Origin of the sequence: Pseudoalteromonas sp. DY56-GL79 (genome assembly GCF_041414765.1) — a bacterium.
Classification (GTDB): domain Bacteria; phylum Pseudomonadota; class Gammaproteobacteria; order Enterobacterales; family Alteromonadaceae; genus Pseudoalteromonas; species Pseudoalteromonas piscicida.
In genome coordinates this window covers 107,084-129,897 of the sequence record NZ_JANHZS010000014.1, presented here as the reverse complement: position 1 = coordinate 129,897, position 22,814 = coordinate 107,084, and the positions used below count along the sequence as shown (strand labels likewise).

Sequence of the window (22,814 nt, the reverse complement as noted above, 5' to 3'; positions counted from 1 at the left end):
ATTACTTAGCGGATGGTGCAGTATATTACCGCACAGCATGATTTTGAAGTATTAACTGGATATATGCTATTACACCGAGTTACAGCCACCCTTTTTGCTTAGCAATTCTTGCTGCATCTACTCGGTTTGTCGCATGTAATTTTGCGATAGCGTCAGATAAATAATTCCTTACCGTTCCCTCACTCAAAAATAGCTGTCCTGCGATTTCAGCTGTTTTTAACCCTTCACTCGCTAAACGTAACGCTTTTCGCTCCTTATCGGTAAGTGGATCAGCATCTTCCAAAGCGTACAAAGCAAGCTCTGGGTCAATAACCTTATATCCATTCATGACCTTTTTCAGCGTTGATAGCAAGTACTCACTTGGGGCTTCTTTTAATACAAAACCATTTACCCCTAAAGTGATCGCGCGGCGAATATAACCCGCCTTAGAAAAGGTCGTCATGATAACCACTTTTGTGTCTGGCATTTTTTGTTGTAAGTGCTGAGCAAGTTCAAGACCAGTGACTTGTGGCATTTCAATATCCGTTAGCACGATATCAGGCGTTAACTTTGCTAACTTTTCCTTTGCAACTTGACCATTTTCAGCCTCGCCAACCACTTCAATCTCTCTATCTAAGCTCAATAATGCCGCGATAGCCCCTCTTACTAATGCTTGATCTTCAACAATAAAAACTTTGATCATCCTACTTCCCCTAGTACCGCCTTAAAGTATCCGCCCTGTTCGGTGTGATAAAATAATTGGCCACCACATTCTTTCAATCTGGTACGGATCCCCATTAAACCATTTCCTTCTTTTATGGACTTTATAGAGCCATTATCTTTAATTTCTACAAAGACATTATTGTCAGTTTGTCGTAGTTTGAAGCAAACCTTATCCGCGTCGCTGTGACGAATAATGTTGGTGCATATTTCTTTAGCAAAAAAGCACAAACAGGCTTCGCTTACTTTATCTAAAGTGACCGCCTGCAATTCTAGCGTTACGGCAATGCCCTTATCTTTTAGCCTCGATGCCAAAATGTGCAGCTGAGCATCAAGCGCTAGCTGATGGTAGCCGGTGACGGCTTGGCGCACTTCGCTTAGTGCTTCTCTCGCTAAGTCTGCAACCTGCTGCGCTTCTGATTGCGCTTGTTCTAATGCATTTGCAGCAGCAAATTTACTCGCCAGCTCTGCTTTTAATGCTATCGAGCTGAGTGAATGACCAAGTAAATCATGTAGGTCGCGCGCTATACGCTCCCGCTCAGCCACTGCGCCTAATCGCTTAATTTCCTCTTCACTTTGCCTCTGCAACTCCTGATGTACTCGCTCTCGGTGTGACATCCAACCAAAAATAAAGAGTCCACATGCCACACACAGAGCTGGCATCAAGAAATAAACCGTTTGCTGGGTGGCGATAAATTTAGCCGTTAGCAATACCAGCGCAATGATGATTAGCATCGCAATGATTTTATAGCGAGGCAGAAAATTAAAACCACAGAAAAAAGCAATAAAGCCAAATAATGAACTCGTCCCAGTCGTCACCCAACTACCCGCGACACAAAGCCCAGCCATCAGCACTAAATTCATCACCAACGCATTGCCCGTTTTTGTAATACTCTGCCAATAGAGCACGACAAAGCTAAAGTAAACAATAACTTGCAACGCAATATTAACTACACTCAATTGCGCCCAATTAAATATCAATGGGAAAAAATAAAAGGTTGAAAATATAAGGGGTCCGGCATTCCAAAATGAGCGCCGTTTCTCAACTAGGGTAAATTCTGTGGTTATGGACACAAGCTTCTCTGATTCACTCTTTTTATTATTATTTACGTTTAAGCGCATAATGTTGAGTGACAAGTGTCAACAATCTTGTCATCTCAAAGCGATTAAATGATAGACTGCTAAAAAACAGTTCTAATATTCAATATGCGCCCACAACAATCCGCTTTGCTCTCGCTTCATAGTGCCGTTTTATTATTTGGTGGAACAGCATTATTTTCAAAATTAATTTCACTCTCAGCACTGGATATCACCGTTTACCGTACCGCCGTTGCTTTCGTTGTGCTACTCCTCTTACTCAAAATACAACGGCAGCCGATAAAATTAATACACACAAAAGATTACCTAACTGCTTTAGTTCTTGGTGTCATCGTGGGACTCCATTGGGTGACTTACTTTGCAGGCATGCAAATGGCGGGAATTGCAGTTGGGATCATTGCCTTTTTCACCTACCCCGTGATCACCGTTTTTTTAGAGCCACTTTTCACTCGCAGCCGTGTACAGCTAAAAGATTTTATCAGTGCGAGCGCGGTGTTATTTGGTATCTATCTGTTAGTGCCAGAAGCGAACCTTGGCAACCAAGTTACCTTGGGGATTATTACCGGCGTATTCTCGGGCGCACTCTTTGCGCTGCGCAACTTGCTCCAAAAGCGCTTCTTTTCTCACTATAGCGGCCCACACACAATGCTTTATCAAACGCTTGTTGCATGCCTCATGCTGTTAGCATTTGTGGAAGTGCCAATTCAGCAAGTATCCACAGAAAACCTCTGGTTAATCTTGCTTGCAGGAGCAATATTTACGGCAATTCCACACGCCTTGTTTGCCTCTAGCCTACGTTATTTATCTGCCACCACTGCAGGGTTAATTTCTTGTTTACAGCCATTGTATGGAACGCTATTAGCTTATATTCTGTTACACGAGACGTTGACACTTACAACATTACTTGGCGGGTTGTTGGTAGTTAGTGCAGCCTGTTTTGAAACTTGGTCTATTACAAGGAAAAAAGCATGATTCAAGTCTTAGCGCACCGTGGAGCCAGTGGCAGCTATCCAGAAAATACACTTGCTGCAATAGAAGCGGCTCTCCATATTGGCGTTGATGGTATTGAGTTGGATGTGCAAAGTTGCGCGGATGATTACGCCATTATCCACGACACTTGGCTAGACAGAACCACCAACGGCGTGGGTAGAGTTAATGAACAAACTCAAGCCTATCTTGCCACGCTTGATGCCGGTAAAGGGCAATCAATTCCCACGTTGCAGCAAGTGTTCGCCACGATAGGCAAACAGACAAATATCAATTTAGAACTGAAGCATACCTTTGGCCTAGATAAATTCGTTACCTATATTGAAGAACATATCCAGCAAGGCGTGATCACCAGAGAGCAGCTACTCATCTCCTCTTTTGACCATCACCAACTATTGTGGCTAAAGCAAAAATTACCTTGGGTAAGAATTGGCGCGTTAACGGCTTCTATTCCAATTCATTATGCGCAATTTGCCGAATCGCTCCATGCCTACAGTATTCATATGGACAAAAACTTTATTAATCATGAATATGTGTTGGACGCAAAATCTCGCGGATTAAAGGTATTTGCTTATACGGTCGATAAACAACAAGACATAGATATGATGCTAGATTTCGGGGTAGATGGTGTTTTCACCAACTTTCCATGCCAAACCAAAATGTATTTACAGGGCATTGGCGCCTACGCCACCCCAATTGAGTAACTGCTTGATCGCTTTAGCATTGTTATTCCATTTAGCTCATCTATACTGAGACAAATAAAGTGGCACAATGATGAGCCCAATATGAGTTTATATATGCGCATTTATAATTTTGTAGAACAGACGTTTTTCTATACCCTTTCTCGTAAAATTGTTGGCAATTTAGGCTTTTTACTCCTATTTCAGGTTATTAGCTTGGTCTGGCTGTATTCTGAACTTGCTCACTCTGGTTCGAGTATGGGATTGTTTTGGCTTATCACTATTGTGATTGTTGCTGCGTTTGCGTTTACCGTCTTCTATATGCGCTTTTTAATCGTACGACCTGTACAAGCGATGAAAGAGTCATTGGAGCGTGTTAATCGCCAAAACGGTAACTTAGATGCGAAACTGCCACAATTCACTTATGACGAATTTAGAGATTTAAGCGAGCAGTACAACACCTTTACCACCCACCTTAGTCTCTTATTGGAAAAAACATACGAAAGTGCCGCTGCGGCGACACAAAGCAACCGCGATATCACCAGCTCCATGCAAAGTACCGCAAAGTATGGACAGCAGCAGCTGAGCCAAGGTGACACGATTATTGCCGCTTCCGATCAGGTCAGCCACAGTTTACAAAGTATTGTGCACAATACCGATCAGGTTTATCAGGCCAACACTGAAAGCTTGCACTTTGTTCGCGGTTCATCACAGTCGTTAACTAAGCTTGTCGCTGAAGTAAAACAAATCACCACGCTACTAGGTAACTTCTCATCGACGGTTTCAGGCCTGAAAGAAAATAGTGAGAATATTCGCAACATTCTAAAAATGGTTGAAGAGTTTTCTGACCAAACCAACTTGCTTGCGCTCAATGCAGCAATTGAAGCAGCTCGAGCAGGTGAAGCTGGGCGTGGCTTTGCAGTGGTTGCCGATGAAGTTCGTGCGCTGTCGGTCAAGGTCAATGCGGCCACCCGCCAGATCAGCGATTTTATCAATCAAATGAATGTGCTAGTCGGTGAAACCAATCAAGAATCAGAACAATTGATTTCTCATTCAAGCTCAGCAGAGAAAGCCATCAGCGATACCTCTCAAGGCTTTATTTCGATGAGTGATGACTTTGAACGCAATCAAGCGCAATTAGAAGAAATCGTTAGTGCGGTACACCAACTTGAAGAAACGCAAAAACATACCCACCAAGCAGTGCAACAAATTGTCGAACTGGGTCAGCAATCTAAATCACAAATTGATGGCGCGTTAGCTGAATGCCAAAGTGCCCAAAAGCTCACAGAAACCACTCAAAAAGAACTTACTCGCTTTGTTTCGCGGCGCTAAGCCCGCGAAACATCAAATGTGAGCACTTCGCTGATACTCGCTTTGTTTAGCACCAGCATGACTAGCCTATCTATTCCCAGTGCAACACCAGCACAATCGGGGATCCCCGCGTCAAGTGCAGCCAATAACCGCTCATCAGCCGGCACTGGATGCAATCCCATCTCAGCTCTGAGTTGGTTATCTTGCTCAAAACGCGCTCTTTGCTCTACTGCATCCGTCAATTCGTTAAATCCGTTGGCGAGTTCCATGTTGCGGTAATAGAGCTCAAAACGCCCTGCAACGCGATTGTCTTTCGGGTTAAGTTTTGCCAGTGCCGCTTGCGATGCCGGAAAGTGATAAACAAAACAAGGTTGCTGCTGACCGATTTTAGGCTCAATTTCCATGCAAAATAGCAATTGCAGTAAAGTATCTGGATTATTCTCGATAGCTGCAATATCACCATAACCGTATTTATTGGCGTGCGCTTTCAATTCCGTCAGCGACACGCTTAAAGGGTCAAATCCAAGATGGGTCTCAAAGGCTTGCTGGTAAGTCATCGAGTCACTAGCAGGACAGTCCAATAACATCTGCATCAACTCATCGATTTCTGCCATTAAGTCAAATTCGTCAAAGCCCGGACGATACCACTCTAACATCGTAAATTCTGGATTGTGATGACGCCCTGACTCTTCGTTACGAAAAGCCTTACATAATTGAAAAATCGCACCACTACCCGCGGCAAGTAGTCTTTTCATCGCATACTCAGGTGACGTTTGTAAAAATAAAGGCAAACCTTGGCTGTGATTTGGGCCAACAAATCGAGTATGGAAAGTATCTAAGTGAGGATCGGTCACTGAGGCTTGAGAAAGGCTCGGCGTGTCAACTTCCATCACATCACGAGCAGCAAAAAAGTGCCGTATCTTCGCTAAAATCGCAGCCCTTTGCCTAAGCGTCTCTATCGTTGCACTTGGCTGCCAATTGTTCACCGTCATTGTTTACTCCAAAAAAATCCCAGCAACATGCTGGGATTTATAAAACATCGTAAATTGCTTTACGCTATTATTTTACGCGGCTTACGTATTCGCCACTACGCGTATCAACTTTGATCACTTCACCAATTTGAACGAACAAAGGAACACGGACAACAGCACCTGTGCTCAGCGTTGCAGGCTTACCACCAGTACCCGCAGTGTCGCCTTTCAGGCCTGGATCGGTTTCAGTGATCTCAAGCTCAACAAAGTTAGGTGGTGTTACTGCGATTGGGTTACCATTCCACAGTGTGATAGTACAAACGTCATTTTCAACCAACCATTTTACGCTATCGCCAAGTGCTTTTTCATCAGCTGCGATCTGCTCAAATGTTTCGTTGTTCATGAAATGCCAGAACTCACCATCAGTGTATAAATACGCTAGATCAGTATCCATTACGTCTGCGCCTTCCACTGAGTCGCCAGACTTAAATGTTTTCTCTAGTACTTTACCTGAGATAAGCTTACGGATTTTAACGCGGTTAAACGCTTGTCCTTTACCAGGCTTGACCATTTCATTTTCTAAGATAGAACAAGGCTCGCCGTCCATCATAATTTTTAGGCCGCCCTTGAACTCGTTGGTGCTATAATTCGCCATCGTATCCTCTAATCTACGTATATTCGAGTAATTAACCTGCTAATGATACAAATAAATGAAGTAAATTTGCAGACTAACTGGCAAAAAGAATTAGCAAATGTTGTCACCGACCCACAAGAGCTACTCAACATCTTGGGGTTGCATGACCAGTTTGATGCACGAGACTTTGCAGCTAAGCGCTTGTTTCCTATGCGAGTACCTCGCCCATTTATCGCTAAAATGCGCCACGGAGATCGTCATGATCCCTTGCTTTTACAAGTGTTACCTGTACATCAGGAATATTTAACTGAAGCGGGATTTAGTAAAGATCCACTCGAAGAACAAGACGCGCCTGTACCAGGTTTGTTACATAAGTACCGCTCTAGGGTATTACTCATGCTAAAAACTGGTTGTGCGGTCAACTGCCGCTACTGTTTTCGACGCCACTTCCCTTATCAGGATAATCAGGTCAACAAACGCACCTTAGAGCCTGTATTTGATTATTTGCGCGCCCATCATGAAATCAATGAGGTGATCTTAAGTGGCGGTGATCCGCTGATGGCCAAAGATGACATGATAGCTTGGGTGCTAGAACAGTTAGAGGCTATACCACAAATCAAACGTTTACGTATTCACAGCCGCTTACCGGTGGTGATCCCAGCGAGAGTAACCGAGGAATTGTGCCAACGTTTAGCAAAGAGTCATTTAAAGGTGATTTTGGTAAATCACATTAATCATGCAAATGAAATCGATGGTACTTTTAAAGCGGCAATGCAAAAGCTTAAACAAGCCAATGTGACCTTGCTAAACCAAGCTGTGCTACTTAAAGGAATTAATAACGATGTCGCAACCCAAGCCCAATTGAGTGAAGCCCTGTTCGATGCAGATATACTGCCTTATTATTTGCATTTACTCGATAAGGTAGAAGGCGCTAGTCATTTTGATGTAGAAGAGCGTGAAGCCAAGGCGATAATGGCTGAGCTTTTAGAAGTACTGCCGGGATTCTTGGTGCCTAAATTAGTGCGAGAAATTGGTGGTCAGCCAAGTAAAACGCCGATTGACTTAAATTTACTAGACTAAAATAGCAAAAAATCGGTGCTAATGACCCTAGCACCGATTGCTTTGCACATATCTATCGGACATGCCGAAGACAACGTGCCATCAGACATAAGCTTACGCATATGTATTGATGTTGTTGCCTAGCGTTGCTGTCACTGATTTAGCTGGCGTTTGTGCTGCTGCACTGCTGCCCGCAGATTCAATTAAAGCAAGCGCGGCTTGTCCATCTGCTTTCTGTTGCTTTTTTGCCAAAACGGCGCTGTATACTTCACCGCTTTGACCAGCTCCAGACATAGCAGGTAGGTTACTTCCGGAAATATTCATAAGTGATTACCTGACTTTTTGATGGATCAGGTTAGTTATCGACGTAAAAAACTAAACCTTTAGGATAAATTTTAACTTATTTCATCATCCATAATAACGAAAAAATAAAGGTTAAACACCAACTGCTACTCCTTCATTCTGTTTATTCCAGTTTATTGTAGGCGAAAATAGTTCCACCTCACGAAGAGCCATCAGCTTATCTGCGCTCAATTTACTACTAGCTTTTTTACTCGACTTTAGCTGCTCTACAACAACCTTAACGGCAGTGCCGATTTCATTGATTTCTGCTGTCGTCATTGTTGGGTGTAACGAAATTCTTACCCAGCCTGCTGGCGTCGCACTTTTTACACCACATCCAAGCTTTTCAAATTCCTTCTTAAAAATATGATGTGCATAATAACCTGCACAAGAGATCCCACCTCGAACTTGGATAGCAAATTGGTTATCTAACTCCTCAGCAATGTCATTGTGGTCTAGGTTATTAACAAAGAAGGAAATAATACCCAGTTTTTCAACTGGTTGATCTTCAACAATATGAAGGCCTGAAATTTCTCGTAACTGCTGTGCAAGTAAAAATCTGAGCTCTTTTTCTCTTGCAAGAATGTTTTTCACTCCCATTTTTTCCTTTAGTACCACAGCCAAAGCAGCACGAACAGCTTGTAATGTACCAGGCGTTCCACCATCTTCTCTTTGTGTAATGTCTGCGATGTAAGTGGGATTACCCTGTTTATCTACAGATTCCACTGTACCACCACCGGGTTGATCTGGCGTATTTAGCTGATATAAATTTTTATTAAATATCAGCACACCTGAAGCACCTGGACCGCCAAGGAACTTATGTGGGGAGAAAAAAACCGCATCTAAACGGCACTCGTCACGCTCTGGGTGCATATTGATTTCAAGATACGGGGCTGCGGCGGCGAAATCGGCAATACAAACACCACCATATTGATGTACTAAAGCCGCTAAGCTACTGAGTTGTGTACATACACCCGATGCATTAGAGGCCGCACTAAATGCACCAATGATCTTACGCCCCTCGTATGCGGATAATAAACGTTTAAAGGCAGCTAAGTCTGATGCTGGCTTACCTTTAGCCGCAGGAATAACAACCACTTCGACGTCGCACGCCAGCCATGAAGCGTGATTTGAGTAATGCTCCATATGTGTAACAAAAACCACGGGAAGGGGCTCATCACCAACACGAGGGCTTTTCAATGCCATTAAACGCTGCAACTTATTTACAGCCGCTGTTGAACCATTTCCAGTAAACAATAAGATGTCATTATCATCCGCATTAACATGCGCTTTGATAATATCTTGCGCCTCATGGTATGCCTTAGTCATCACCCGAGAAGTCTCATTGGACTCAGTATGGGTGTTGGCAATATAAGGCCCTAGCTCTTGATTTATATAGCGTTCAATTGGCTCATATAATCGCCCACTAGCCGTCCAATCAGCATAAATTAAAGACTTGCTCTGATTATTTCTAGAAACCTTGTGCTCTGTACCTATAATTCCCTTGCGGTAAGGAAAAAAGTAGTTTTCTAACGAATTCATTTCGTGGCTCCTTGCTCTTTAACAAGTGTAGGAGATGACCCGTATCAAGGATACGGGTTGCACCTTTTAAAGTAAGATTTGCTCTGGAGGAACACCAAGTAAGGCTCTCCCCAATTGATGTTGATTACGCGGCGATGTCATGGCGTGTTGATTCATAGTGACGATGTCTCGAAGCGCTTGCTCTAATGGGTTTCCCTGATAAACCGCCGAACCACCACGACACTTAACTAACGTTTCTACAACCTCTTGGCAGCCACTAAATACTTCAGTGGTAGCAGCTAAAAAGGCCACCTGTTGTACAGGAGAAGGCATCTCACCTTGCTTCAATAAAGACCAGATTTGCTCAACTTCATGATACAAAAATGCTCTTAACACTCTAAGTTTAGTTGCCGCTTCGCCAACTGCACCTTGTACAAAAGATTCATCTTTTAATGCCCGGCCTTTTAAAAATTGCCCTGCCTGATGCACTTGCCTGGTTGGCTTATTTGCTTCCGAAAGGAAAAAGTCTAATGCAGATTGTGCCACCCCAAGCGGTACAGCAGAGAAATTAAACATAAAGGCCATGGGGAATTGATAAAGCGCCCCATCCTGAAAACTTCTTGGTTGCTGAAAGCTAAACGTCATTTCTTCGGCCACAAATATCTCTTGCTGTAATGCGACATCATTACTACCAGTGCCCCGTAGCCCCATCACATGCCAAGTATCAAGGATTTCGAGATCTGACATATTTAAAAAACATTGCAGTGTTTGCGGAATATCTCCCTCTAGTAACACCATGTCTTCACCGTCATACACCTTACAACCCGCAATCAACCACTCAGCATTATTACAACCACTGACAAAGGGCCAGCGACCACTTACCATATAACCGCCCGCAACTTTACGCGCTTTACCCGTTTGTGATAGAGCTGCACCACTGATGACATGAGGGTTTGGATAGGTTTTTGTTGCCAGCTCTTGAGGTAACATTGCTGCAAAGTAACCACTGTCTGAACCGATCATAGTGCACCACCCTGCCGCACTATTGGCTCGAGATATTTTCTCAATCAATTTAATTTGATTGATTGGATCTAGCTCAGCGCCCCCCATTGATTTTGGCATCGCCATACTGAATACACCAGTCTCTTTGAGCAGAGTAACCGTGCTTTCTGGTAATCTTCTCAGTGCTTCAATATCTGCACTCGCCGCAGCTATTTGATTAATAATTCCATCAATATTGTTATCTATTTGTTCAAATGTCATTTTGTTATTCATTTTATATATTCCTTAAATTACCTGTACTCGCCACACTTCACGGTTCATCGAAAGCTCCGTCATGGGCAACCTTCCGTGTAGGGTGTAATGATTGTCTACTATGATTAAGTCACCATCCTGCCAATCATGGGCAATCATGCAGCGCTCGTCATAACACAATGCGTTGACTTCAGAGATCAGCGCATTAAATGCATTGCTTTCCAGTTGCTCTGAACTCAGTTCAAAAGTTTGCAACTGAGAGTCGCTACCCTCTTGATAACGCAGTAATAACTCACCATTTTTTGGGTGTTCAAACACCAAAGGATACACGCGCGGCACACCGCCAAAATAAGTCATCTTTGTGGAATAGATAACTTCTGTTTCTTGCCACTCTCTCACCTTTTTTCGACCTGCAAGCTTCAACACATTACGGCTGTCAACAATCGTTGTTTGCCCTTCGCCGGGCTGCGCAGCGGTTTTACAGTAAAGTAAAAAGGTTGATGCGTAGAAACGCTCATTATCAATAACACGCTCATGATCGAGCGGTAACATACTCAAATCCCAATGTAATGGTGTTTTTTCAATGGAGTGAACAAATCCATGAGGTTTCTCTTCAGGCTTCACCACGTGAACAGGTCCAAACTGCCATTGATAAATCTCACCAAAAGGCGCAGTTAACTCGACTAATGCCTGCTCTTCTTCAAGGCCTGCATTTGGTAGTAAAACAAAACCAAATTCTTGACTTAACATCGTGAGGAATTGAGGAGACAACTCTTGATAGGTGATATCTGAAGGTAGGTTTATTCTCAGTCCGAAACGTGGTGACTTCAGCACTTCAAACTGCATTGCTGTAAAGCGCGCTTCTGAAACTTCTATATACATCCAGTTGCTATTTTCGAAAGTCACATTAGCAACATTGAGCTCCTTAGCCGTTGCATGCGGCATCAACTCGACATTGCCATTCAAACGCATCACAGGAACAGCATGCCAAGGTGCTAGCACTTGTTGATTGTTCGCCGACAAAGCGATAGTAAACTTTGGCCCTGTATTGTCGTATCGGTGCGTTGATAAACGGATATGGTTTGAGAATCGTTCATTGATGCTATGCGTCAGCGCCTTTCCTCGAAACATTATCTCGTAGGCTTTATCGCATATGCTTGCTAAGTAATCGTCTCTATCATTTTGTGAGAGATGTACAAGACAAACATCGTTATATAGGTAGCTACATAAATCATCATGTTCGATGCGAAGCTGCGCATCTTTTTTAACCTTATCAGTATAATTTTGTAGTGCTCTGGGATTCGTCGTTAAATTCTTAAGTAGCTGCTTTCTTAGATAAGCAGAGTCATACTCTGAGTTTGCTTTTTCTAATTGACATAAATCGGTTAAATCTGCCCATTGTATGTCATGAGTTATGGTTAACGTTCTTAATGCCGCATTGTATTCCTGCATAATAGCGTCATCGACACCAACAAGATCTGAGAAAGTTGCGCCATCACTAATAATGGTTAATTTCGCGCCAACTGGATAAATATCTTGGATATCATCACACAAAGACTGCATTCGCTCTAAGGCCAATACCTCACCATAATCTGGTAAGTTAGAAAATGATTTCGCATCTATATTTGGTGATTTGCAAGGAAACCCAGGTAGCACAAGCTGCACTGCTTGGTCTTGGCTCGTAAATGCCGCAATAGCTTTTGCGAGCTCAGCTCGACCCTGCTTTGCAAAACCGTCACCAGTTTGTACTAAGTACTTTTCGATAACATCAGCTACCCACGTATTAATATCATCGTTTAATCCAGCCTCTAACTTTTCATCTAAAACCTTCCAAGCAGGGAAATCATCCAATGACCAAATCTGATTGATTAAGGCATTTTTTTCTGCTCGGCTCCAGCCTAAGTGGCGGATCGCAAAATGCCCAAATAACAGCGAAGCTCGGTAGTTGGCAGCGCAATGTAATAGCACATTGTTATCTTGGTTATCCAAAAGCAATGCTTCTACTTTTGCAAAGTCGGCAAGAGTTGGGTTCGCAAAATCAATTGGGTAATAAATATATGTCGCAGCGAGCTTTTCAACTAGTTCAGCTTCATTCTCGATAGAATAACGCTCGTCATATGGTGCAATGTTGATAACGCAATTCACACCATTTGCTATCAACACTTCAAACTCATGTGCTGATGGCTGACCTGCTAATGCAACCTTATCGTTTATTTTTATATAATTATAAATTTCCATGATGTTCTCTTAAACACTTCTTAAAATTGATTTTTGTAATTCTGTAGCCGAACTCACAATTTCATCGGCTTTAAGCTTAAGCTGCTCTGCCACACCGTATCCCCAAGTAACAAACCTGAAATCAATATTCGAGGCCTGTGCTGTGCACTGATCGATTTCAGAGTCACCAATAAACACCACCTCATTAGGTTGAACGCTAAGCTTTTCAATAAGCCTTAAAGTCTGAGTAGGATTCGGCTTTTTGAGCGCTTCATCGGTGACACCTTGAATTGCATCGAATGCGAAATGCTTAAAACAGTACTCCAATACATCCAGCGCCTGACGGTGATATTTATTGGTTACAACTGCGGTTTTCACTCCCTGTGCATGCAAGCTTTCAAGTAACTGCACTATGCTGGGATAAACAGTGAGCTGAGTGAATAGGTTGTCGTCATATACTTTGTTGTATGCAGCTACAGTCTCATGTATCGATCCAGTAGAGGCTCCGCACAGTGCTTGCAGCATGTTTGCACTTCCCTTACCAATAAATGGTAAAACAACATCTTGCGCCACCGCGTCAAGCCCGCCTTTTTCGCGCAAAATATTGACGCTCGTGGTGATGCTGCTGAGCGTGTCAATCAAGGTGCCATCCAGATCGAAAATTGCGAGCTTATACATGCGCTGCAGCTCCATTTTCCCAAGACATTACATAATGGCTTGGCGCTCCTTGACTAAACATCAATCGGTGACTGCTTTCGCTCACCATATTTCTGTGAGCAAGGTGAATTTGATCCTTTTTCAGTACTGCGACTGAGTGCCATGGTGTGCGCCAGCAATCTGCTGAATTAGCGAGTTTAATACCGATTTTTTGCGAAATTCTAAATTGTGGATGAATGGATAATCTCAAGGCTTCTGGGTATCTCACTTCCAGCAACTTACTCCAAGCATTACTTCGAAGAATTACCCTTAAGGCCGTAGACTTAGCCGCTTTTTGTACCTGAGTTTTACTCACCCCAGCAAACTCAACTAAACCAAGAAAATCCTCAAATAAGAACTTAGTTATTCCTTGATACATGGAGCGAGTTTCTTTTTCGCTTTGCGAGCGATTTGTTAAACTAACCAATGACTCACCATAGCGGATCATTAACTCTTCTCGCATCGCGTCTAAACATTTTATTTCGGGGAAGGCATCTTTAATGTCGTAAAAATCGAATTGGGTAGGATAATTGCTGCTGTAATACTCTTTGATAGCCTCGGTATAACTATGTACGTCTGTATCGGGGATCCGTACAAGATCAGAGAACACATACCCATCGGAACAAATTAATACCTTTACACCCGGCGAATAGATTTTTTCAATTCTGTCGCAAAGTACATGAAGCATATCGATAGAATGCTTCTCGGCTAAATCAGGGTATTTACTCAATGTTTTATTGCGATTTGGTGATTTTCTCGGATAGGCCGGTAATACCATTGTTATCGGCTCACCCTTCGCGACCATCCGCTCTATTTTATCCAAGTGAGGATACAGTTCATCTTCACTTAAATACTCATGGATCTCGTCCGCTTGCGAAACTTCGGACTCTACCAACTTTCGCTCACGAAATATGAGTTGCAGTATCTGACGGGATAACTCCGCTACATTCTGGTTTGACATAAATCTCAGTCCTTATAAACTTATTCATCCAATGCTTGGCGCTTTAGCGAAAATATCGCTAAGCCAAAACATGGTTATTATTTTTCGTACTTCTTTGATTTAATTTTGAGAACCACGCAGGGTCTGCGAGTAGCGCTCGACCTACTGCAATCAAGTCGAACTCATTTTCTTCTAGTCCCCGGATCAAGCTTTCATAAACATGTTGACTGGCGCTTGACGGCCCACCGAGCAAGAAGTCATTACCAAGTCCGACTCCCCCAACGGCTATACAAGGTTTTTGTGTAATCGCTTTTGTCCAGCCTGCCAGTGTCCTTTCACTGCCTTCAAATCCAGGCTCCCAAAACCTTCTTGTGCTCGTATGAAAAACATCCACACCGGCCTCGGAAACTGTTTGCAAGAAAGGAGCTAATTCTTCTGGTGATTGGAAAACACGCGCTGAAAAATTCTGAATCTTCCATTGAGACCAACGGAAACCGATAGTGAAATCGGGACCAACCGCATCACGGATAGCAGTCACAACCTCGGCAGCAAAGCGATAACGGTTTTTTGCCCCACCACCGTATTGGTCGCTTCGTAAGTTAGTCGCTTGCCATAAGAATTGATCGATCAAGTATCCATGGGCAGCATGTATTTCAATACCATCAAACCCGCAAAGCTGTGCATTCTTAGCAGCATTTGCATACGCAGCAATGACCTCGTCAATTTCCTTGATAGTTAGCTTTTTGCCATTTGGTATATTTGGCGCTGACAGTCCGCTGGGGCTAACTGCAGGTACACCAACTTCAGGTGGCATTGCAGCTTCTCTTACACCACCGACATGCCAAAGCTGCGCAAAGATCTTACTGTCAAAGCGGTGCACTTCATTAACCACTTTGCGCCAACCCGACAGTGCGGATTCCGAATACATAAGCGGGACGTTGAAATGTCCATTAGCAGATGCATGCGGAATAACGGTTCCTTCTGTAATGATGAGACCAACGCCATGCTTTGCTCTTTGTCCGTAGTGTTCGACTTGCACCTTACCAGGAATATGCTTTACAGAGCTTTCCTGAGTCATAGGTGCCATTACAACGCGATTGTTGAGCTGTAGATTCGATATTGAGACTGGCGCATTTATTGAACTAACCAGTTTATTTAAATACTCCATTTTGGTTCCATCATTAAATAAATAATAGAATTATTGTATGTTTTCGTAGAACCTTTTTTATGGCAATTACCGACCAAAACCAGCCAATTATTGACACAAGATATAAACACAATAAACAACTTTGTTACAAAATATTTATTATGTTAATCACAAACAAAAAAGCCCCTAAAAAGGGGCAAAAATCAAAAGGGAAATTTTAAAATTGAAAATAACTAATATTGCAGGATGTTCATTTAAATAATTAACATTTAAAAATAATACTCAATACTTAACTGAATAAAGTCATCTTTTTTCGTGCTAAAAAACGGATCGTTTTCTCTGGTTTCATCCCCGACCCATATCTCAGTTCTTAATCTCAAAGCGGGAGTTATTCGTGTACTACCTTCTACTCTAAACATCGACCAGTGATGCGCGTCAATATCATGAATGGCACCGATCAATAACTCAGACCCAGAAACGTCATTTATTGCAACTCGAACCCCAAAAAAGACGTCATTCTGGAAACTGGAAGTGCTGTTTTCATCTAATTCATCAAAGCTATATTCAACCAAATAACCTAAATCTGCTTGACCTAAAGCACCTGCGTGTGTGTACTCAAAACCGCTAGTATGCGCGATAGCCCAATCATGTAGGCCTTTTAGATAAATGGTTTCATTCTTAATCAGCCATCCGCCGAAAACCCCCTGAACTTCCAATCCATACTGGGTAAGTTGGCTGTAATAAGGTGTATAGTGGCCATTTTCCAGTAGCATGCTCGGTGTACGGTTTGTACCAATAAAATATGAAGCGGCAAGCTCCCAACTATCAAAAGAATTTGTCGCTCTCAATGCGAAATCTGTATGGCTATTTTCTTGGTTATCTTCATATTTAGACTGTGAACTAATGACAACATCAGGATGTAAACGCTGTACTTTGCTAGCAAAATTTCGCTCTCTGAAGTATGGCATTACAAACATTTGCAGCGAACCGCTGCCATGAAGCCAATTAAGTTGTAGCATAGGCTGACCGAGCTTATCTTCGCCATCAATACTACTTAAAACATCTGTCTGGTTAACAATATCAACTAAATGCTGGGACTCTGTAACGCCCCAAAATACCTCACTCACTCCTATCTTTGCATCAAAGTTACCATTAATGTAACTCAGATTAAGCTCTCTAAAATCTAACTGATGTCTTGCAGCTCCGAGGCTGTCGTACCTTGCATAAGGTTTGGCAAGTGCACTCCAATTTGTATTGATTGGCAGGTATATTTCAGGCTCAATAAAAATCAAAGATTGACTCTCATGGTGCTCTGGTTGCGCATCCGTATATTGTCGCTGGCTGAAGTTCGCAGTACCTCTAATGTCCACATCCGCAATACAAGCAAAGGTGGTTAACACACCGACTAACAGCATCATTATTAACTTCATCTCTAATCCTTTGCTGCTTGGCTGAGTGAACGCTCACTCAGCCAATTGTTTTTTACCTAATACGTGACAAGTTTGCTTGTGCAAAATTCGTCAATCGTACTCCTTGGCTAATGTTATAATTATCAAAAGAAATCGTAGTTTGCGTGCCCTTTTGATGGTTCACCATCAGCAAATCGTCAACGCGCCAAAATCTCTCGTTGTAAAGCTGATAGCCTTTAAAATGCTGGGTTTTTAAAGCACTCCCTTTACGATCAAAATATTCTATTTGAAGCGGAATCGTGCGCTTTTTATCCAACCAAACAAGCTGTTTTGAATACCCTGAGTTTTCATATACCGGAGTACGCTCAACAACATTGACCGCTTGGCCTTCAAATTCATCCTCTCGGATAAACTTGTAGGTATACTTTTCAACTTCTTGTGAACTCATATCTTCGTATGCAAAATCACTTCCCATAAAAGGGCCTGACTTGTTACTAGACGAAATACGCTTTACTCGCTTAAGCGCTGGTAGGTAAAGCCACTGATCATCATCTCCAACCTTATGGCTAAACGACAGCATCACTGTGCCTTTCACATCATATGGGGTATCAAATACCACCAAACTTTTATCTCCATCATCCTCAACTTCAAGCATCTCATTTCTAACCTTACGGATATTTTGATTACCCGCTCTGTCTTGCAGCGTCATGGTGATATCAACGGTTTGATCTACCCAACCAGAATCCACTTGATCTGCCAGCTGGGCAAGTTGTAGTCCTTTATCTTCATCGCTCGCTGCAAATGTGAGTGTCGAGCTAGCTAGCAAGCTAGTTGCCACAAAAACCTTTTTTAAATTCAGCATATTATTTCTCCTTATGATGCTAGTTGCGCGTTGATCAATCTTTCATCAGCAGCTCGTTGCTCGGCACGGTCAACAAACAAAATGATCGCTGGAAGTAAAATGTTGATGACTAATAGAGCTGCTACCACAGTTAACGCAGACATCAAACCTAAAGAACTATTCAACGAGAAAGAAGACATAGTTAGGACGGTATAACCTGCAATTAACGTAACTGACGTAAATAGCAATGCATTTCCCACATTTTGATACGCGTATTTAATAGCATCGGCAGGGGCAAGGTTAAATTGCTCTTTACCACGCAAGTATTTGATCATGAAGTGAACACAGTTATCGACTATGACACCTAGTGTTGCAGACACCACAATAGAAACTTCCATTCCGGCCTGCCCTCTTAACAGCGTCCAAGCACCAAACGCGAAGATCGCTGGTAATACATTAGGTAATACACTAATAAGGCCATATTTGATGTTACGCATTGCAATAAATACGACAATACAAATCATAATGAGAGATAATAATGTGCCTGTGACCATTCCTTGAATATTCACATCTGACTGGTGAGCAAAGATCACCGTAGCGCCTGAACCAATCGCATGCATATAAGCTGGCGCATTATTTTTTAACCATGCTTCGCCTTTAGCTGCCGCCTCTCTTAGCTCATTAGTTGAAACATCTTTCATCGTAATGACTACCTTCGAGCTAGATTTATCCATATTGATCTGATTGGTTAGATCTAGACCGTATGGTAGTGACATTTCGTATAGCAATAAGTATTGCGCAGCGAGCTCTTTATTTTCAGGTATACGATAAAAGCTTGGATCATCACCATGAAGGTTTTTATTCAATCGCTTCATGGTATCGGTCAAGACACTCACATTATAAACGTTATCAAAGCTACGATAGTATTTCGCAAAATCATCTAGCGTATTTAAATATTCAGCATCACTAATTCCCTGAGAGCCTAAAGACTGAATATTAAACTCAATACTGTATAATCCTGTTACATTTTTCTGAACAAAGTCTGCATCATTTCTAAACTGTGTTTTGTCAGAGAAATACTCAACCCACCTATCATCTAATTTAAGATTTGGAATAGGGATCATAAAAGCAATAGTTAATGCAGAGAAAATAATAATGACGGTCTTATATTTACTTTCAATAAAGTGAGAGAGTTTTGCCCAAATTTTATCTGAAAACTTTGTGTCTTGCTCTTTTTGCTTAATCCAATTTGGTAAAATATACAGTAAGCAAGGCAATAATGTGATCGATAAAACAAACGCAATAAATACACCAATCGCCGTAATATTGCCTAAGTCATGGTAAGGAGGTGCATCAGCAAAGTTCAAGGCAACAAAACCAATAATTGTTGTTAAACTAGTCAGTAAAATTGGTAAGAAGTTAACCGACATTGACTCTTTAATTGCTTCGGCATCGCTCACACCACGGCGTTTGGCAATAACAAAACTCATTATGATATGAACAGAATCAGCAACTGCTAATGTCAGAATAATAGTCGGAGCGATTGAAGATGGAGCCGTAAGCGGGATACCAAGCCAGCCAACAATTCCCATCGTTGTAATAGTCGATAAGTGCACTATTGCAACTGTCATTAATACCTGCAATACAGAGCGGAATAACACCAGCAATATCGCCAACATCACCATATACATAACAGGCATGATGTTCACGATATCTTGCATACCTATCTCAGCAAAAGCGTGGTTTAGCATATGTACGCCAGATAATCGAACCTCTACAGGGTACTGAGCTTCAAGCTCTTTAGCTAATTCTCTCACTGCAGATACGGCCTCAGAAGTCTCCATCGGCGACTTACCTGGAAGCGTTAGCACCACATTGACACCTGTATGTTCCCCATTTTGAGAAACAATACGGTTTTCCAACATAGGTTCAGCAAGTGCAACCTGACGGATATAATCAATATTAGAGCCGATTAATTCACTTTCAGATTTAAATAAGTGCGCGACAGTAAGATCATCATCATTTGCTACTGTATTTTGATAATTGCTCAACGAGTCAACTCTCGTCGCATAAGGAACTTTCCAAGCTTCTTCTGTTGCATGTAACACAGCAGATAGCACAGCTTTGTCGAATACAGTTCCCCCAGACTTAGGGCTAATAGAAATATAGATGCTATCGGAAAGTGCATAATCACTTTCTAATTCATCCATCGCAGCAATCACAGGTGATGGCGAACCAAAGTAGTACCTGTAGTCACTACTAAAGCCAACCCTGCTTTGTCCAAGACTTGTGGCTATACAAATGGCGACGACTATCAGCGTAACCACATATCGAAAACGTATCAGCAACTCAGTAAAGCGTTTCATTTTGCTTGGCTGAGATGCAATTTGAGTTTCAATGCTCAAAATAGAACTCCCCTGTCGGATTAAAATCACACTAAATTAACATTACACCCCAAATTGTATGCAAAACGTAAACGTGGTATCATTGCATAATTGGACCAAATACGGACAGTTTCTGACAATGATAAGGATTGGGCTTTTTTTATACCCACATTGCATGCCTGCAGGATTATTTTACTTTTTAGACTTATTAGAGACCGTTAATAACCGGCTATCTCAACCCGCATTTGAGGTATCTTGGGTAGGCTTAGAGAAAACTGAAGTCACATGCGCACACAACATCAAGCTCAACGTCGATAACGTTATCAATGACTATCAATACGACGCGATATTATTACCTGGCTTTTGGGGAAGTACAGATCTCCATTGCTTGCCTATTACCTATGGGCGATTAATTAACGAGCTAAAAAAGTTACCCAGCGAAACGCAAGTTTGGTCATATTGCACCGGCGTCGCATTACACGCGGAGTCTGGGCGCTTAAATCAAACGAAAGCCACGATTACATGGTGGTTAACGGATCAAGCGGCTTCACGCTTTTCTAAAGTAAAATGGAATAATCATTTAGCGTGTATTTATCACCCTGATGGTGACGCTACAACTTCTGGCGCCAATGGCTATTTACAAATATTCCATAATCTTATGCGACATAAATTCGAAGAAAGTGTTGCGCGAGATGTATTCAAATTTTTAGTACTACCTCGACCACATTTAGACTATTTGCCCTTTAGGCACTTGGATCTGGTTTATCTTGACGATCCGTTATTGAAAAAAGTATTTCATTGGGTTGATAAGACACTCGCATGCGACCTATCTGTATCAAACCTTGCAGACCATTTGAACTTAACTGAGCGAACACTAGCAAGAAGGGTCAAGACGCTGCTCAACATGACCGTTCTAAAATTAATAGAGCAAATCAAGATTAACCGTGCCTGCGAGCTCTTGGTTTTGACATCACAAACAATCAACGTCGTGAGCGATAACTTAGGTTATAACGATGACAGCCAATTTAGGCGGACATTTAAGCGCATAACAGGGCTTACTCCAAAAGAATATAGAAGCCAATTCAAAGATCACGATGAGTTGTCTGAGAAACAACGAGATATGCTTTATTAAGTGTGGTATGCAGCCTAACCTCTAGATTAATACCAATTAGTCTTACTAGTTGCTCAATTTGAAGGAGTAAATCTGACACTAACTGCGTTAAAAATTTCTCATTTAGAGCAACTAAATAACCTGAACTAGGGATAACAACTTATTCTCTAGCAGTTACCCCTTACTACTGCGTTAAATTTGCTTGCAATAGGCCAGCTATTGACGCACAAATTTGCCTTGTATTTAGAAATAACTTCAGGCTAAAGTGATACTGCAACCTTTAAACTATTGAATTAACTTACTTCTTATCCCGAGTTCAGTTTAAATACCAAAATTTTCGTCTGGTTATCGGCTAGATTTTCTCGCTTCAAAATAGATCTCTTAAGTAAGCGAATTGGTATAAGACGCGACACAATTGAAGCCATGTGTGGTTTAAGGAAATTATTGCCAACTTACTACCTGACATTTAATCCCTAAACCCTTAAAATATGGAGCTTTGAAAATCTGTTTGGAATGACCATGCAAGCCGTTATCGAACAACTTAATGAAAATCTCAAGATCATATACCGCCAAGCGCTGGATGCTGATAAAAAACTCGATGAATTGCAGCAGCAAGGTCACGGTAAGTTTAAAGCGTTATTTACAGAAGAAGCGGGGTTTACGTTTGAAGCAAAACGCTTTAAACCTTATGTTTTAGATGTTGCAGCCGACGTTGAAGGCCTATCGACAACTGAAGAAATTGACGAGCAAAAACTAGCACTGGTTGTCAAAAAGTTACAATCCTTACTACAGCTACTGGCTACATTTAAATAGCCAACTAGTTAACCAAACACGCAGCTTGGCCGCTGCGTGTAAGCTTACCTCAGGGCTAATGCCTGTTAATTAACTAACTTTTTTAATCAGGTCATTTTCAAACCAATCAGTTAAGAGACGCTTTTCATAATAAAAAGATTCGTCCATGCCTCTTTTTATTCTATCCATGAACGACATATCTTTTAACGTCACGCCATTTTCCTCTGCGATGGTTTTACCAGACTTATCTGTTAACTTATAGCTAATTTCAAAACGGGGGAAATGGATTGGTTTAATCACCCGAATATCAGTAGTGCCGTAATGAACATCACCAGCCAGGTCTATCTCATCAAAGGTAATTGCGAGCTTGTAGCCCTCGGGTAATTTAGTCGCTAACTCTTCTAGGTGCTTCTGTAGTTGCTTTTCAACCCGCTTATGAAATGAACCTCGCGTTTCATTACCTGGTCTAACATCGCGATACTCTTTAAAGTCCTTCCAAGTCACAGCGACCTCACCTGCATTGACAAACAAGGGAGTCATAAATAAAGCAAGTATTGCAATTTGTGTTTTCATCTTTGGATCTCCTTCAAACTCTACCATCACCTTACTCTTTCATTGTGCGAAGTAAAGCAAGATCACACCCTTTTACGCAGTGTGACATTTGACTACATTTACATAACCAACCTAAAGCTGTACACAAAAGTTAGCTAGCTGAATGAAA

At 41.9% G+C, this 22,814-nt stretch carries 21 protein-coding genes; 6 read left to right on the top strand and 15 right to left on the bottom strand.

Annotated elements, in window-relative coordinates:
* Positions 1-79 precede the first annotated feature (79 nt).
* Together NO992_RS11910 and NO992_RS11905 are read right to left on the bottom strand one after the other, a co-directional pair.
* Positions 80-682, bottom strand: coding sequence for a DNA-binding response regulator (locus tag NO992_RS11910; RefSeq protein ID WP_010605828.1), 603 nt, complete (start codon positions 680-682; stop codon positions 80-82).
* Positions 679-1,659 (bottom strand): sensor histidine kinase, encoded by a 981-nt coding sequence (locus tag NO992_RS11905; RefSeq protein ID WP_371377384.1) that lies wholly within the window; start codon positions 1,657-1,659, stop codon positions 679-681. Before NO992_RS11905 ends, NO992_RS11910 begins: the two co-directional genes overlap by 4 nt.
* Positions 1,660-1,905: 246 nt before the next feature.
* Between NO992_RS11905 and NO992_RS11900 the strand changes: the two genes are divergently transcribed.
* From NO992_RS11900 to NO992_RS11890, 3 genes are all read left to right on the top strand, one after another.
* Positions 1,906-2,769, top strand: coding sequence for a DMT family transporter (locus NO992_RS11900; RefSeq protein ID WP_371377381.1), 864 nt, complete (start codon positions 1,906-1,908; stop codon positions 2,767-2,769).
* Positions 2,766-3,488 (top strand): glycerophosphodiester phosphodiesterase, encoded by a 723-nt coding sequence (locus NO992_RS11895; RefSeq protein ID WP_371377378.1) that lies wholly within the window; start codon positions 2,766-2,768, stop codon positions 3,486-3,488. The genes NO992_RS11900 and NO992_RS11895 overlap by 4 nt, the downstream gene beginning before the upstream one ends.
* Before the next feature lie 93 nt (positions 3,489-3,581).
* A complete protein-coding gene (locus NO992_RS11890; protein ID WP_371377375.1) occupies positions 3,582-4,796 on the top strand; it encodes a methyl-accepting chemotaxis protein in 1,215 nt (404 codons plus the stop codon).
* Here the strand turns inward: NO992_RS11890 and epmA are convergent.
* Positions 4,793-5,767, bottom strand: a complete 975-nt coding sequence (gene epmA, locus NO992_RS11885; protein ID WP_371377372.1) for an elongation factor P--(R)-beta-lysine ligase — start codon at positions 5,765-5,767, stop codon at positions 4,793-4,795. The genes NO992_RS11890 and epmA overlap by 4 nt on opposite strands.
* A gap of 67 nt (positions 5,768-5,834) precedes the next feature.
* The gene (gene efp / locus NO992_RS11880; RefSeq protein ID WP_017217199.1) at positions 5,835-6,401 is read right to left on the bottom strand and encodes an elongation factor P; all 567 of its coding nucleotides are present in this window, start codon (positions 6,399-6,401) and stop codon (positions 5,835-5,837) included.
* Between the two features lie 42 nt (positions 6,402-6,443).
* On the opposite strand from efp, the gene epmB reads away from it, so the two are divergent.
* Positions 6,444-7,460, top strand: a complete 1,017-nt coding sequence (epmB, locus tag NO992_RS11875; protein WP_371377369.1) for an EF-P beta-lysylation protein EpmB — start codon at positions 6,444-6,446, stop codon at positions 7,458-7,460.
* Between the two features lie 93 nt (positions 7,461-7,553).
* On the opposite strand, the gene NO992_RS11870 is transcribed toward epmB, so the two are convergent.
* From NO992_RS11870 to NO992_RS11825, 10 genes are all read right to left on the bottom strand, one after another.
* Entirely contained in the window at positions 7,554-7,763 is a 210-nt protein-coding gene (locus NO992_RS11870) for a hypothetical protein (RefSeq protein ID WP_010368721.1), read from the bottom strand.
* Positions 7,764-7,874: 111 nt separating this feature from the next.
* The gene (locus tag NO992_RS11865; protein WP_371377366.1) at positions 7,875-9,323 is read right to left on the bottom strand and encodes an aminotransferase class V-fold PLP-dependent enzyme; all 1,449 of its coding nucleotides are present in this window, start codon (positions 9,321-9,323) and stop codon (positions 7,875-7,877) included.
* Positions 9,324-9,389: 66 nt separating this feature from the next.
* Complete coding sequence (locus tag NO992_RS11860; protein WP_371377362.1) at positions 9,390-10,577, bottom strand: acyl-CoA dehydrogenase family protein; 1,188 nt, start codon at positions 10,575-10,577, stop codon at positions 9,390-9,392.
* Positions 10,578-10,589: 12 nt separating this feature from the next.
* On the bottom strand, positions 10,590-12,794 hold the full coding sequence (locus NO992_RS11855) for an L-tyrosine/L-tryptophan isonitrile synthase family protein (RefSeq protein ID WP_371377359.1): 2,205 nt from the start codon (positions 12,792-12,794) through the stop codon (positions 10,590-10,592).
* A 9-nt stretch (positions 12,795-12,803) separates the two neighbouring features.
* On the bottom strand, positions 12,804-13,451 hold the full coding sequence (locus NO992_RS11850) for an HAD family hydrolase (protein WP_371377356.1): 648 nt from the start codon (positions 13,449-13,451) through the stop codon (positions 12,804-12,806).
* Positions 13,444-14,430 carry an L-tyrosine/L-tryptophan isonitrile synthase family protein gene (locus NO992_RS11845; protein ID WP_371377353.1) on the bottom strand — a complete coding sequence of 329 codons (987 nt, stop codon included), beginning with the start codon at positions 14,428-14,430 and terminating at the stop codon, positions 13,444-13,446. The genes NO992_RS11850 and NO992_RS11845 overlap by 8 nt, the downstream gene beginning before the upstream one ends.
* A 58-nt stretch (positions 14,431-14,488) precedes the next feature.
* Entirely contained in the window at positions 14,489-15,577 is a 1,089-nt protein-coding gene (locus NO992_RS11840; RefSeq protein WP_371377350.1) for a 12-oxophytodienoate reductase, read from the bottom strand.
* Between the two features lie 248 nt (positions 15,578-15,825).
* On the bottom strand, positions 15,826-16,986 hold the full coding sequence (locus tag NO992_RS11835; RefSeq protein ID WP_371377347.1) for a hypothetical protein: 1,161 nt from the start codon (positions 16,984-16,986) through the stop codon (positions 15,826-15,828).
* A 52-nt stretch (positions 16,987-17,038) separates the two neighbouring features.
* On the bottom strand, positions 17,039-17,827 hold the full coding sequence (locus tag NO992_RS11830; RefSeq protein WP_069021402.1) for an outer membrane lipoprotein-sorting protein: 789 nt from the start codon (positions 17,825-17,827) through the stop codon (positions 17,039-17,041).
* An 11-nt stretch (positions 17,828-17,838) separates the two neighbouring features.
* Positions 17,839-20,211: an RND family transporter gene (locus NO992_RS11825; RefSeq protein ID WP_371377344.1), complete on the bottom strand. Its 2,373-nt coding sequence runs from the start codon at positions 20,209-20,211 to the stop codon at positions 17,839-17,841.
* Between the two features lie 154 nt (positions 20,212-20,365).
* Here NO992_RS11825 and NO992_RS11820 point away from each other — a divergent pair, with 154 nt between their 5' ends.
* Together NO992_RS11820 and NO992_RS11815 are read left to right on the top strand one after the other, a co-directional pair.
* Positions 20,366-21,322, top strand: coding sequence for a GlxA family transcriptional regulator (locus tag NO992_RS11820; protein WP_010368740.1), 957 nt, complete (start codon positions 20,366-20,368; stop codon positions 21,320-21,322).
* Positions 21,323-21,820: 498 nt separating this feature from the next.
* A complete protein-coding gene (locus NO992_RS11815) occupies positions 21,821-22,114 on the top strand; it encodes a hypothetical protein (protein WP_045987966.1) in 294 nt (97 codons plus the stop codon).
* A gap of 69 nt (positions 22,115-22,183) precedes the next feature.
* Here NO992_RS11815 and NO992_RS11810 read toward each other — a convergent pair whose 3' ends face one another.
* Positions 22,184-22,693 (bottom strand): DUF3016 domain-containing protein, encoded by a 510-nt coding sequence (locus NO992_RS11810; protein ID WP_010368743.1) that lies wholly within the window; start codon positions 22,691-22,693, stop codon positions 22,184-22,186.
* Positions 22,694-22,814 lie beyond the last annotated feature (121 nt).

Bases quoted from the DNA above. Each gene is read 5' to 3' on its own strand.
- NO992_RS11910 (WP_010605828.1), bottom strand. From the start codon at position 682: ATGATCAAAGTTTTTATTGTTGAAGATCAAGCATTAGTAAGAGGGGCT.
- NO992_RS11900 (WP_371377381.1), top strand. From the start codon at position 1,906: ATGCGCCCACAACAATCCGCTTTGCTCTCGCTTCATAGTGCCGTTTTA.
- NO992_RS11895 (WP_371377378.1), top strand. From the start codon at position 2,766: ATGATTCAAGTCTTAGCGCACCGTGGAGCCAGTGGCAGCTATCCAGAA.
- NO992_RS11890 (WP_371377375.1), top strand. From the start codon at position 3,582: ATGCGCATTTATAATTTTGTAGAACAGACGTTTTTCTATACCCTTTCT.
- epmA (WP_371377372.1), bottom strand. From the start codon at position 5,767: ATGACGGTGAACAATTGGCAGCCAAGTGCAACGATAGAGACGCTTAGG.
- efp (WP_017217199.1), bottom strand. From the start codon at position 6,401: ATGGCGAATTATAGCACCAACGAGTTCAAGGGCGGCCTAAAAATTATG.
- epmB (WP_371377369.1), top strand. From the start codon at position 6,444: ATGATACAAATAAATGAAGTAAATTTGCAGACTAACTGGCAAAAAGAA.
- NO992_RS11870 (WP_010368721.1), bottom strand. From the start codon at position 7,763: ATGAATATTTCCGGAAGTAACCTACCTGCTATGTCTGGAGCTGGTCAA.
- NO992_RS11865 (WP_371377366.1), bottom strand. From the start codon at position 9,323: ATGAATTCGTTAGAAAACTACTTTTTTCCTTACCGCAAGGGAATTATA.
- NO992_RS11860 (WP_371377362.1), bottom strand. From the start codon at position 10,577: ATGAATAACAAAATGACATTTGAACAAATAGATAACAATATTGATGGA.
- NO992_RS11855 (WP_371377359.1), bottom strand. From the start codon at position 12,794: ATGGAAATTTATAATTATATAAAAATAAACGATAAGGTTGCATTAGCA.
- NO992_RS11850 (WP_371377356.1), bottom strand. From the start codon at position 13,451: ATGTATAAGCTCGCAATTTTCGATCTGGATGGCACCTTGATTGACACG.
- NO992_RS11845 (WP_371377353.1), bottom strand. From the start codon at position 14,430: ATGTCAAACCAGAATGTAGCGGAGTTATCCCGTCAGATACTGCAACTC.
- NO992_RS11840 (WP_371377350.1), bottom strand. From the start codon at position 15,577: ATGGAGTATTTAAATAAACTGGTTAGTTCAATAAATGCGCCAGTCTCA.
- NO992_RS11835 (WP_371377347.1), bottom strand. From the start codon at position 16,986: ATGAAGTTAATAATGATGCTGTTAGTCGGTGTGTTAACCACCTTTGCT.
- NO992_RS11830 (WP_069021402.1), bottom strand. From the start codon at position 17,827: ATGCTGAATTTAAAAAAGGTTTTTGTGGCAACTAGCTTGCTAGCTAGC.
- NO992_RS11820 (WP_010368740.1), top strand. From the start codon at position 20,366: ATGCCTGCAGGATTATTTTACTTTTTAGACTTATTAGAGACCGTTAAT.
- NO992_RS11815 (WP_045987966.1), top strand. From the start codon at position 21,821: ATGCAAGCCGTTATCGAACAACTTAATGAAAATCTCAAGATCATATAC.
- NO992_RS11810 (WP_010368743.1), bottom strand. From the start codon at position 22,693: ATGGTAGAGTTTGAAGGAGATCCAAAGATGAAAACACAAATTGCAATA.